Source organism: Nocardia tenerifensis NBRC 101015 (assembly GCF_000308715.1).
Classification (GTDB): Bacteria; Actinomycetota; Actinomycetes; order Mycobacteriales; family Mycobacteriaceae; genus Nocardia; species Nocardia tenerifensis.
Genome location: NZ_BAGH01000074.1, coordinates 1 through 11,627 on the forward strand (window position 1 = coordinate 1; position 11,627 = coordinate 11,627).

12 protein-coding genes and 1 pseudogene are annotated in these 11,627 nt (G+C 68.4%); 6 read left to right on the forward strand and 7 right to left on the reverse strand.

Annotation, left to right across the window (positions count from 1 at the left end; all coding sequences use genetic code 11):
- Nucleotides 1-56: 56 nt before the first annotated feature.
- The gene (locus ON39_RS05980) at nt 57-1,709 is read right to left on the reverse strand and encodes an alkaline phosphatase D family protein (RefSeq protein WP_040731982.1); all 1,653 of its coding nucleotides are present in this window, start codon (nt 1,707-1,709) and stop codon (nt 57-59) included.
- A gap of 148 nt (nt 1,710-1,857) precedes the next feature.
- On the opposite strand from ON39_RS05980, the gene ON39_RS05985 reads away from it, so the two are divergent.
- From ON39_RS05985 to ON39_RS05995, 3 genes are read left to right on the forward strand one after another with little or no spacing between them, the layout of a single operon-like run.
- Complete coding sequence (locus ON39_RS05985; RefSeq protein ID WP_040731985.1) at nt 1,858-2,664, forward strand: LLM class flavin-dependent oxidoreductase; 807 nt, start codon at nt 1,858-1,860, stop codon at nt 2,662-2,664.
- 36 nt (nt 2,665-2,700) lie between these two features.
- Nucleotides 2,701-3,096 carry a PPOX class F420-dependent oxidoreductase gene (locus ON39_RS05990; RefSeq protein WP_040731988.1) on the forward strand — a complete coding sequence of 132 codons (396 nt, stop codon included), beginning with the start codon at nt 2,701-2,703 and terminating at the stop codon, nt 3,094-3,096.
- 48 nt (nt 3,097-3,144) lie between these two features.
- Entirely contained in the window at nt 3,145-4,962 is a 1,818-nt protein-coding gene (locus tag ON39_RS05995; protein WP_246002836.1) for a hypothetical protein, read from the forward strand.
- 88 nt (nt 4,963-5,050) lie between these two features.
- Here the strand turns inward: ON39_RS05995 and ON39_RS06000 are convergent, their stop codons facing one another.
- From ON39_RS06000 to sdhC, 4 genes are all read right to left on the reverse strand, one after another.
- Nucleotides 5,051-5,821: a succinate dehydrogenase iron-sulfur subunit gene (locus ON39_RS06000; protein ID WP_040731991.1), complete on the reverse strand. Its 771-nt coding sequence runs from the start codon at nt 5,819-5,821 to the stop codon at nt 5,051-5,053.
- Nucleotides 5,821-7,587 (reverse strand): succinate dehydrogenase flavoprotein subunit, encoded by a 1,767-nt coding sequence (gene sdhA / locus ON39_RS06005; RefSeq protein WP_040731994.1) that lies wholly within the window; start codon nt 7,585-7,587, stop codon nt 5,821-5,823. Before sdhA ends, ON39_RS06000 begins: the two co-directional genes overlap by 1 nt.
- Before the next feature lie 92 nt (nt 7,588-7,679).
- Complete coding sequence (locus ON39_RS06010; protein WP_040731996.1) at nt 7,680-8,111, reverse strand: succinate dehydrogenase hydrophobic membrane anchor subunit; 432 nt, start codon at nt 8,109-8,111, stop codon at nt 7,680-7,682.
- 1 nt (nt 8,112) lies between these two features.
- Entirely contained in the window at nt 8,113-8,511 is a 399-nt protein-coding gene (sdhC, locus tag ON39_RS06015; RefSeq protein WP_083894269.1) for a succinate dehydrogenase, cytochrome b556 subunit, read from the reverse strand.
- 277 nt (nt 8,512-8,788) lie between these two features.
- Between sdhC and ON39_RS06020 the strand changes: the two genes are divergently transcribed.
- Nucleotides 8,789-9,190, forward strand: coding sequence for a cytidine deaminase (locus ON39_RS06020; RefSeq protein WP_040732000.1), 402 nt, complete (start codon nt 8,789-8,791; stop codon nt 9,188-9,190).
- A 24-nt stretch (nt 9,191-9,214) separates the two neighbouring features.
- Here the strand turns inward: ON39_RS06020 and ON39_RS06025 are convergent, their stop codons facing one another.
- Together ON39_RS06025 and ON39_RS06030 are read right to left on the reverse strand one after the other, a co-directional pair.
- A complete protein-coding gene (locus ON39_RS06025; protein WP_040732002.1) occupies nt 9,215-9,484 on the reverse strand; it encodes a hypothetical protein in 270 nt (89 codons plus the stop codon).
- 9 nt (nt 9,485-9,493) lie between these two features.
- Nucleotides 9,494-9,763, reverse strand: coding sequence for a hypothetical protein (locus ON39_RS06030; protein WP_040732004.1), 270 nt, complete (start codon nt 9,761-9,763; stop codon nt 9,494-9,496).
- 99 nt (nt 9,764-9,862) lie between these two features.
- Here ON39_RS06030 and ON39_RS06035 point away from each other — a divergent pair, with 99 nt between their 5' ends.
- The gene (locus tag ON39_RS06035; RefSeq protein ID WP_051186342.1) at nt 9,863-11,152 is read left to right on the forward strand and encodes a thymidine phosphorylase; all 1,290 of its coding nucleotides are present in this window, start codon (nt 9,863-9,865) and stop codon (nt 11,150-11,152) included.
- Between the two features lie 232 nt (nt 11,153-11,384).
- Nucleotides 11,385-11,627: pseudogene (locus ON39_RS06040) on the forward strand (adenosine deaminase); the annotation flags it as partial.

Below are 11,627 nucleotides of genomic sequence, written 5' to 3' on the forward strand. Positions count from 1 at the left end.
CTCTCGAAGGAGGTGTCCGTCCGGCCCCGCCACGGCGCCGGACAACCGGGCGACGCTCACCGCGGCGCGCCGTCCACAGGACCCGCGGTGGCGCCCGGTTCGGCGGACCGAACCGGGCTGTCCGGCTGCGACGCCGCCGTGACGCCCGGGATGCGGTCCTGCACAACGAAACTGGCGCGGGTGTGGATCGGCGCGCCGGGGCGGCGGATGTAGGGGACGACGCGAAAGTCGCTGCGCCACAGCGTGTGATCGAGCTCCACGCGGACGTAGCCGCGCTGGGCGTTGAAGAATTTGAGATCGGGATTGGCGGCGAGCAGATTGCGGCCCGAGTCGGTCAGGTCGGCGCCGTCGCCCGCGCTGGAGATCGACGTGCCGATGAATTCCGAGGCCACCACCGGTGACTCGGGGTCGGCGTAGTCGCGGCGCAGGTCGGCGGCCTGGTTCTGGTGGCGGTCGCCCGTGATCACGACGAGGTTCGGCACGCCGCGGTCGGCGGCCGCGCCGAGCACGGCGTTGCGGTCGGCGACGTAACCGTCCCAGCCGTCCGTGCCGACGGCGACGACCGGGCCGGCGTCCTGGTCGGACTGCGCCATGGACACCTGGTTGCCGAGGATCTGCCAGCGGGCGGGCGAGCCGGTGAAGCCGTCGATCAGCCAATCGCGTTGCGGCGCACCGAGAATCGTGCGATCGGTGGCGAGCCGGTCGGCGCAGTCGACCACGGTGTTGCCGTCGCCGCACGCCTGCTTGTCGCGGTACTGCCTGGTGTCGAGCATCGTGATCTGGGCGAGGTCGCCGAAGCCGTAGCGGCGGTGCAGGTGCATGCTCGGCCCGGACGGCAACTGCGCGACGCGCAGCGGCTGATGCTCGTACATCGCCTGGAAGGCGTCGGCCTTGCGCCGGCGAAACAGGGCTGGGATGCGATAGATATCGAGGCCGAGGCCGGGGGAGTCGCCCGCCCAGTTGTTGTCGACCTCGTGATCGTCCATGGTGACCAGCCAGGGGAAGGCGGCATGCGCGGCCCGCAGGGGTTCTTCGGCCTTGGCCTGCGCGTAGCGCAATCGGTAACCGGCCAGATCCACGGCCTCCGCGCGGAACTGCGGCTCGACCACCATGCCCGCCCGGCCGCGCGTCCAGCCGCGCTCGTAGATGTAATCGCCTAGGTGCACAACGAGATCGAGGTCCTCGGCGCTCATGTGCTCGTAGGCGGTGTAGTAACCGGAGCTCCACGACTGGCAGGACGCGAACGCGAACCGCATCCGCGCGGTGGGTCGCCCCTGCGGCGGCGCCGTGCGCGTCCGGCCGACCGGGGACAGCACCGACCCGGCGCGAAACCGATAGAAATACCAGCGATCCGGTGCCAGCCCCGACACCTCCGGATGCACGCTGTGCGCCAACTCGCGCGTGGCGACCGCGCTTCCACGGGCCACCACCTGACGAAAGTTCTCGTCGTGGGCGACCTCGTACTCCACGGTCACCGGTCGCAGCGGCATGCCGCCGAGTCCATCCGGCGCGAACGGATCCGGCGCGAGCCGCGTCCACAGCACGACGCCGTCCGGGGTCGGATCACCCGACGCGACGCCGAGGCTGAACGGATAGTCGGACCAGCGCGGTGTCCGGAACGGCCCACTGCTCGCCGCGGCCGTCCCCACCAGGACGGCGGCCGGCGCGGCACCCGCGAATCTCAGCAACTGCCTACGGGACAGGTCCATACGTCAGGGTATATCGACGGGTCGTGGGGGGACTTGTGGATGCGCCGTGAGAGTTTCGGACATGACGCTGAGTAAATAGGCGATTGGAACGCTCGTCGCGGGCACGTAGCGTTCGGCGTAGCAGCCGACAGCGAGCGATTGGAAGCCAATGTCTTTGGAGATAGGCGTTTTCCTGCCCACCTCGACCCCCGATCCCGAGCACCCGATCCTCGGCGACGTGCGCGCGAGCGCCCGCTTCGCCGAAGAGGTCGGACTCGACTCGATCTGGTCCACCGATCACCTGATCGCGAGCGCCCCGATGCTGGACAGCACCGTCACGTTGGCCACCGCCGCGGCGGTGACCGAGCGAATCAAGGTGGGCTACAACGTCATGCTGCTCGCGCTGCGTCCGGTCGCGTGGGCGGCCAAACAGATCGGCACCCTGCAGTACGTGTCGGGCGACCGATTGATCGTCGGCGTCGGCACCGGGAATCCGGCGCACGGCGATATCGGGTGGCGCGCCGCCGGTGTGTCGTTCGAGGACCGGGGCCGACGCACCGACGAAGGGCTGCGAGTGCTTCCCGACCTCGTCGCCGGGCGGACGGCCACGGTGGGCGACGGGCTGGAGGTGACGCTCGCGCCCGGTGCGGCGGTGCCGCCGATCCTGGTGGCGGGCAACAGCTCCCGTGCGCGGCGTCGGGCGGCCGACTACGCCGACGGGTGGATCACCATCCAATCCGATCCGGAGCGGCTGAGCGGGGACCTCGCGGAACTCCGGGAACTCGCGGCGGCGCGTGACCGGGCGCCGCTCTCCGTCGCCGTCGTGGCGGCCGGGGTGTCGCGGGACGTCGGCGAGGTCGCCGCGCAGATGTCCGCGTTCGCTGCGCAGGGCGTTTCCCGCGTTGTGCTCGTTCCGACGGGTGAGCAGTGGCAGCGCGATTATGAGTTCGCGGCCAAAGTGCGGGCGGCGCTGTAGATCCGGTATTCGACCGCGCGAGCTACTGTCCACGGCATGGGAATCACGCTCAGCGCAGCCACCATCGCCCTGCTCGACGGCAAGAACTACGCGGTGCTCGCCACGATCAACGCCGACGGCAGCCCGCAGACCTCCGCGATGTGGGTCCTGCGCGACGGCGACGACCTGTTGTTCTCCACTCTGGAAGGCAGGCTCAAGCACCGCAATATGCTGCGCGACCCGCGCGTCAGCGTGACCGTGCTGGACTCCGCCGACGGCGAGAACTACGTCGAGCTGCGCGGCACGGCGTCCATCACACACGACGACGATCTCCGGGTCGGCCATCGGCTGTCGTGGAAGTACGAGGGCAAGGATCACGCGCTGCCCGAGCCCGGTCAGGTCCGGGTCGCGGTCCGCGTACGGGTCGAGAAGGTGACCGGCTACGCGGCCTGACGCGTCGCCGGTTCGCGCCGCAGGCATGCGCCACTAGGGTGGCTCGGCATGGACACCGCTTCGATCGCACCGTCGACGGCCGTGTCCGGAGCGCGTGCGAGAGCCGGGCTCATCGGGCGAACCTCACCCGTTCTCGCCGTGGCGGGCGGCCTGATCGTGCTGCAACTCGCGCTGCGCGGCTGGGTGGCGGGCAGCGGGTACTTCTACTGGGACGACCTCATCCTCGTCGGCCGGGCGGGCCGCTATCCGCTGCTCTCCGCGGACCTGCTGCTGCACGACCACGACGGGCATTTCATGCCGCTCGCCTTCGCCGTCGCCTGGGCGGTGACGAAGGCGGCTCCGCTGGTCTGGGCGGTCCCGGCGATCTCGATGCTGGCCGGGCAACTCGCGGTCTCGCTGTCGGTCTTGCGAATGTTGCGGCTGCTGTTGGGCGTTCGGTGGGCGCTGCTGATTCCGCTGACATTCTTTCTCTTCTCTCCGGTGACGTTGCCCGCGTTCGCCTGGTGGTCGGCCGCGTTGAACGCGCTGCCTTTGCAGTTCGCGCTCGCCTGGGTCATCGGGGACGCGCTGCTGTTGGTGCGCGGTGGGCGTGTGCGCTATGCGGTGTCCGGGGTCGTGGTGCTCGCGGTGGCGCTGCTGTACTTCGAGAAGTCGGTGATCATCCCGTTCGTCGCGTTCGCCGTCGCGACGCTCGCCCACTACGTCGACGGGCGGGCGGCGGCGGTGCGCGAGGTGGCGCGGCGGGGGATGCGATTGTGGGTGGGGTCGGGGCTGGTGTTGCTCTGCTGGCTGGCGGCGTACCTGGCGGTGGTCGGGGTCGGCGGCCCCCGCCACAACCCCGAGGACATGCGCGATTGGCTTCCCCATGCGACCTCGCTCGGCCTGGTGCCCGCGCTGGTCGGCGGGCCGTGGCGGTGGGAGCGATGGTTGCCTGCCGCGCCATGGGCGGATCCACCGGGCGCCGCGGTGCTGGCGGCCTGGCTGGTGCTGATCGCGGTGGTGGCGCTGACGATTCACCGGCGGCGCAGGGTGTGGCCGGTCTGGCTGCTCGCCGCCGGATATGTGCTGGTGATGCAGTTGCCGGTCGCGGTGGTGCGCGGCGGGCCGAATACCGCGGCGGAGATCATGCAGTCGCTGCGCTACTTCGCCGATCTCGGCGTGACGTTCGCGGTCGTCGGCGCGTTGGTGCTGCGGGCGAGCCCGCGGCGGGCGAGTCGGGCTTCAAGCCGCCGCGTCGCGATACCGCTGCTGACGCTGTTCGTCGTGAGCAGCCTGTGCTCCACCTACACCTTCGTGCGCTCCTGGAGCCCGAGCCCCACCAAAACCTATCTAGCGAACGTGAAGTCGTCCCTCGCTCATTGGGACGGCGCGCCACTGCTGGAGCAGGAGGTCCCGTGGGACGTCCTGAACCCCCTCGCCTATCCGCAAAACCTGACCAGCCGGGTCCTCGCCCCGATCGCCGCCCCCGGCACCTTCGCCGACTCCACGCCGCACCTGCGCATGATCACCGACACCGGCGCCATCGTCGAAGCCCAGGTCTGGTGGAATCGCCGCATCCTCCCCGGCCCGGAACCCGGCTGCGGCTATCGAATTCGAGGCGACAACCCGATCCTCATTCCCCTCGACGGCCCCATGCTCGACCACGAATGGACCGTTCAGCTCAACTACCTCGCCGACGAGGACGCCCAACTGACCGTCTCCATGGAACACGGCCGACCGGTGAAAGTCCCTCTCGGCCAAGGCCTTCATACCGTCTTCGTCCGCCTGATCGGCAGCGGCTCCAACCTTCGCCTGACCTCCGGCGACCCCCGACTATCCCTCTGCCTGGGCTCCGGCCCAGTAGGCGTCGCCTCCTACGACAACTAGCCCGGTTATATGCCCTGCTCCTAAGGGAGGCTGCCAATGACGAAGGCCGCCTGCATCTTTCGATGGAGGCGGCCTTCGGAGGTCGGTGTCAGCGGGCGAAGAGGAGGGCGCGCTTGACTTCCTGGATGGCCTTCGTGACCTCGATGCCGCGGGGGCAGGCGTCGGTGCAGTTGAAGGTGGTGCGGCAGCGCCAGACGCCTTCGACGTCGTTGAGGATGTCGAGGCGTTCGCGGGCGCCTTCGTCGCGGCTGTCGAAGATGAAGCGGTGGGCGTTGACGATGGCGGCGGGGCCGAAGTAGCTGCCGTCGCTCCAGTACACGGGGCAGGAGGTGGTGCAGCAGGCACACAGGATGCACTTGGTGGTGTCATCGAAGCGCGCGCGGTCGGCCTGGCTCTGGATGCGTTCGCGGGTCGGCTCGTTGCCCGAGGTCATCAGGTAGGGCTTGACCGCGCGGAACGCGTCGAAGAACGGCTCCATGTTCACCACGAGGTCCTTCTCCACGGGCAGGCCGCGGATGGGCTCGACGGTGATCGTGAGGGACTTGTCGCCCTTGGGCAGCATGTCCTTCATCAGCACCTTGCAGGCCAGCCGGTTCACCCCGTTGATCCGCATGGCGTCGGACCCGCACACGCCGTGCGCGCAGGAGCGCCGGAAGGTGAGCGTGCCGTCCAGGTAGGACTTGATGTAGATGAGCACGTTGAGGAAACGGTCCGTCGGCAGGACCGGCACCTGGAACGACTCCCAGTGCGCGCCCTTGTCGTCCTCCGGGTTGAAGCGGGCGACCTTGACGGTGACCATGACCGAGCCCTCGGGGATCGGCGCCGGCTTGGCGGGGGGTGTCTCGAGTACGGCAGTCATCAGTACTTACGCTCCATCGGCTCGTAACGGGTCTGCACCACCGGCTTGAAGTCGAGACGGATGTCGGAGATGAGATCCGGGCTCTCCTTGTAGGCCATCGTGTGCCGCATGAAGTTCACGTCGTCGCGGTCCGGGTAGTCCTCGCGGGCGTGGCCGCCGCGCGACTCCTTGCGGTTGAGCGCGCCGACGACGGTGACCTCGGCCAGTTCGAGCAGGAAGCCGAGCTCGACGGCCTCGAGCAGGTCGCTGTTGTAGCGCTTGCCCTTGTCCTGCACCGTGATCCGGCTGTAGCGCTCCTTGAGCGCGTGGATATCGGTGAGGGCTTGCTTGAGGGTGTCCTCGGTGCGGAACACGGCGGCGTTCATGTCCATCGTGTACTGCAGTTCGGTGCGGATGTCGGCGACCCGTTCGTTGCCGTGGTCGGACAGGATCAGCGCGAGCCAGTCCTGCACCATCCCCGCCGGGTTCTCCGGCATCTCCACGAAATCGGTGCGGTGCGCGTACTCCGCGGCGGCGATGCCAGCGCGGCGGCCGAACACATTGATGTCGAGCAGGGAGTTGGTGCCGAGGCGGTTGGAGCCGTGCACCGAGACGCACGCGCACTCGCCCGCCGCGTACAGGCCGGGCACCACGTCGGTGTTGTTGCGCAGCACCTCGCCGCGGATCTTGGTCGGGATGCCGCCCATCACGTAGTGACAGGTCGGCATGACCGGGACCAGCTCGGTCACCGGGTCGACGCCGAGGTAGGTGCGGGCGAACTCGGTGATGTCGGGCAGCTTCTCCTCGAGCACGTCCGCGCCGAGGTGGGTCACGTCGATGTAGACGTAGTCCTTGTTCGGCCCGGCGCCGCGGCCCTCGAGTACCTCGAGCACCATCGAGCGGGCGACGATGTCGCGCGGCGCGAGGTCCTTGATGGTCGGCGCGTAGCGCTCCATGAAGCGCTCACCGCTGGCGTTGCGCAGGATGCCGCCCTCGCCGCGGACGGCCTCGGAGATGAGGATGCCGAGACCGGCCAGGCCCGTCGGATGGAACTGGTGGAACTCCATGTCCTCCAGCGGCAGGCCCTTGCGGAACACGATCGCCATGCCGTCGCCGGTCAGCGTGTGCGCGTTCGAGGTGGTCTTGTACATCCGGCCCGAGCCGCCGGTGGCGAACACGATCGACTTCGCGTGGAAGACGTGGATCTCGCCGGTGGCCAGCTCGTAGGCGACGACGCCGGTCGCGACCTGACCGCGGTCGGTCTCGCTCATCACCAGGTCGAGCACGTAGAACTCGTTGTAGAACTCTACGTCGTGCTTGACGCAGTTCTGGTACAGCGTCTGCAGGATCATGTGGCCGGTGCGGTCGGCGGCGTAGCACGCGCGGCGCACCGGCGCCTTGCCGTGGTCGCGGGTGTGCCCGCCGAAGCGGCGCTGGTCGATCTTGCCCTCGGGCGTCCGGTTGAACGGCAGGCCCATCTTCTCCAGGTCCATCACCGCGTCGATGGCCTCCTTGGCCATGATCTCCGCGGCGTCCTGGTCGACCAGGTAGTCACCACCCTTGACGGTGTCGAAGGTGTGCCATTCCCAGTTGTCTTCTTCGACGTTCGCCAGCGCGGCGCACATGCCACCCTGCGCCGCGCCGGTGTGGCTGCGGGTCGGGTAGAGCTTGGTCAACACGGCGGTACGCGCCCGGGGCCCGGCCTCGATCGCCGCGCGCATGCCCGCGCCGCCGGCGCCGACGATCACGACATCGTAGCGATGCTCCTGAATCCGCGAGTCACTCATGCCCGCGCCTCGCTGCGCTCGGCTTCGGCATGCGCGACGCACGCTGTGCCCATGATTCGTTCGCTGCGCTCACTCATGGAGGTCGCCTGTTCCTAACTGATGTTGGGGTCGAAGGTGAAAATGACGTACGTGCCGACGGCCAGGATCAGGATCATCGAGATGGCCAGCAGGGTGTTCAGCCAGAACCGAGTCGAGTCCTTGCGGGAGTAGTCCGCGATCACCGTGCGCAGGCCGTTGCCGCCGTGCAGCTGGGCGAGCCAGAGCATGGACAGGTCCCAGATCTGCCAGAACGGGCTGGCCCACCGGCCGGCGACGAAGCCGAAGTTGAGGCGCTTCACGCCGCCGTCGAGCAGCAGCATGATCGACATGTGGCCGAGCACGAGAACGATCAGCAGCAGGCCGGAGAAGCGCATGAACAGCCACGCGTACTTCTCGAAGTTGCTGTTCGCGCGCAGGCGCGGGGAGCGAGGATTGTCCAGGCTGGCCGGCCGGTCATACGACTTACCGAGAACAGGTGCAGTCATATCAGTGCTCCGTGAACAGGTAGAAGAACTGGCGACCGATCGCGGGCACCGCCAGCAGGAACCAGACCGCGAGGATGACCCACAGCATCAGGCGCTGGTACCTCGGGCCCTTGGACCAGAAATCGACCAGAATCACGCGGACGCCGTTGAGCGCGTGGAAGAGCACGCAGACAACCAGGCCCATTTCCATCAGGGCGACGATGGGGGTCTTGTAGGTCTCGATCGCCCGGTTGTAGGTGTCCGGGCTGACGCGGACCAGCGCGGTATCCAAGACGTGCACGAAGAGGAAGAAGAAGATGGTGACACCGGTGATCCGGTGCAGCGCCCAGGACCACATCCCTGGGTCGCCTCGGTACAGCGTCTTCCGCTTCGGCTGGGCCGGAGCTTCTATCGTGGTCATAGAGTGCGGTGCCTCCAACGTCGTTGATGGACCCGGTTCGTTGATTCGAGGCCGGCTGCGTTGGGCGCAAATGCCCAGGTGGCTGCGCTGCGGCCCGCTGCCGGGAACCTGAACCGATCTGTTCTGGACTCTAATCCTCTGGGTTTGCCGGAACTAATTCGGCGTGCCGTGCGTTGGGCTACAGTCTGGCTGGTTAGGTTTACCTTTCTTGATGTGTGAAGGGTTCTCCCGATGGCCCCGCGCGGCCTGGTTCGGCTCGTTCCAGAAGAGGTTCCCTATGTCGCAAATCGACTGGAAAACCCTGCACGACAACGCGATTCATGTTATGCGCAACGCCTATGCGCCTTACTCGCGGTTTCCGGTCGGCGCGGCGGCGCTCAGCGCCGACGGCCGAATTGTGCGCGGGTGCAATGTGGAAAATGTCTCATATGGTTTGGGCCTGTGCGCCGAATGTGTACTCATCGGTAACTTGCATTCCGACGGCGGTGGCCGTCTGGTGGCCATCTCGGTCACCGATTCCCGCGGCGAAATCCTGATGCCCTGCGGGCGATGCCGCCAACTCCTCTACGAACACGGCGGGCCCGACCTCCTGGTCGATCACAAGGACGGACCCGTCCCGCTCAGTGCGCTGCTGCCGTACGCCTTCGGCCCCGACGACCTGGACGCCGGACAGGTGTGAACACCGGCGTGCACTCCTCGCGCGTCAGCAGCCCGCTTCCAACGCGGCGTCGATCTCCGCCTCGGTCGGCATGGCGACCTCCGCGATCTCGGTCGGCGGAATCCCCAGTCGCTCCATGATCAAAGACAGGCTGCGGCCGATGCCGTTGCCCTGGGCCGTCGTACGGCCTGCCCAGATTTCGAGCCCCGTGACTCGGCGAGTGAGTTCGAGCTGGCACTCACCGTAGAGCTCCTCGACGTCGGTGACTCGCGTCTCGAGCGTGCTGACGCGGCGGTCGATCTGTACGGATGTCATAGCCGCCCCTCAGTAATTCGCGTCGAGCGCGGCGTCGATCTCGGCCTCCGTGGCCCGAGTGACCGGCGGGAACGGAATCGGCGTGATCCCTAGCCGTTCCATGATCAGTGTGAAGGCTCGGCTCACGCTGTCCGCGTGGTCGATGAGTCGGCCCGTCTCGATTCGGCAGCCTGCGCCACCCCGGGTGAGCTGGTAGAGCGTCTCGCTGTGCACGTCCTCGATGTCGGTCACTCGCGTCTCGAGCGTGCTGACGCGGCGGTCGAGCTGTACGGATGTCATTACTGCCCCCTGGCCCCTCGAACGATTGATGTGGAGAGGCTATCGGAGGCCACCGACAAGAACCAGACGCGCGTTCGATCTCGTGCCAGACTGGCGAATGTGACGGCACTGGACGCGGTTTCGATCATCACGACCAAGCGGGACGGCGGCGAGCTGTCGGACGCGCAGATCGACTGGGTGGTCGATGGATTCACCAACGGGACGGTCGCCGACGAGCAGATGGCGGCGCTGGCGATGGCGATCGTGTGGCGCGGGATGACGCGGCGGGAGACCGCGCGGTGGACCGCCGCCATGATCGCGTCGGGCAGCAGGCTCGACTTCACGGATCTGCCCCGCCCCACCGTCGACAAGCACTCCACCGGCGGGGTGGGGGACAAGATCACGCTGCCGTTGGCCCCGCTGGTCGCCGCGTGCGGCGCGGCCGTTCCGCAGCTGTCCGGGCGCGGGCTCGGGCACACCGGCGGCACGCTGGACAAGCTCGAGGCCATCTCGGGCTGGCAGGCCGACGTGCCGCTGCCGAGGATGCGGGAGATCCTCGCCGACCCCGGCATCGGCGCGGTGGTGTGCGCGGCGGGCGCCGACCTCGCACCGGCCGACAAGCGGCTCTACGCGCTGCGCGACGTCACCGGCACGGTCGAGTCCATCCCGCTGATCGCCAGCTCGATCATGAGCAAGAAGATCGCGGAGGGCACGGCGGCGCTGGTGCTCGATGTGAAGGTCGGCGCGGGTGCGTTCCTGAAGACGCTGGACGGGGCCCGCGAATTGGCAACGGCCATGGTCGAATTGGGCACCGACGCCGGGGTGCGGACGGTGGCGCTGCTGACCGCCATGGACACCCCGCTCGGCCGCACCGCCGGCAACGCGCTCGAGGTGGCCGAGTCGGTCGAGGTGCTGGCCGGCGGCGGGCCCGCCGACATCATCGAGCTCACCGTCACGCTGGCCCGCGAGATGGTCGCCCTGACGGGCATCGACCTCGACCCCGCCGACGTCCTCGCGGACGGCAGGGCGATGGATCAGTGGCGCGCGATGGTCCGCGCCCAGGGCGGCGACCCGGACGCGCCGCTGCCGACCGCGAAGCACACCCAGGTCGTGCGGGCCGAGCGCGACGGCGTGCTGACCCGTCTCGACGCCATGGGAGTCGGCCTCGCCGCCTGGCGTCTCGGCGCGGGCCGCGCTCGCCAGGGCGACCCGGTCCAGGCCGGCGCCGGTATCGAGATGCATGCCAAGCCAGGCGATTCCGTGACCGCCGGTCAGCCGTTGCTCACGCTGCACACCGACACGCCGGATGCGTTCGCGCGGGCCGAGGCCGCCCTGGACGGAGCCCTCGCCATCGAGGAGTCGGCCGAGAAGCCCGCTACGCCACTGGTGCTCGGCCGCGTCGAGGCCTGATCCGCCGTCGGCGATCCCGCACGACTGGGTCGTGACGCGAATCTGCCTGTGGCCGAGTGCCGCTCGGCACGGCGACGCCGAATTCCGCGACCTGGCACGGATTCGGCGTTGTCACCGGTCAGAAGGCGGCCGGGTGGCCAGGTGTGGGCCGGCACCGGCGCATTGGACAACGAGATGGTTGCCACTTCGGCAGTCGGGTGCCGTTCCCGCGCGGTGCGGCTACCGTCGTTACATGACTGGACCGACCGCATTGACCCTTGCCTCGATCCGACAGGCGCCAAAAGCGCTGCTGCACGACCACCTCGACGGTGGTCTACGGCCCGCGACGGTGCTGGAGCTGGCCGCCGAGTGCGGGTACGAGGAGCTACCCGCCGACAACGAGGCGGCGCTGGCCGCCTGGTTCCGGGACGCGGCCGACAGCGGATCGCTGGAGCTGTACCTGGAGACCTTCGCGCATACCGTCGCCGTGATGCAG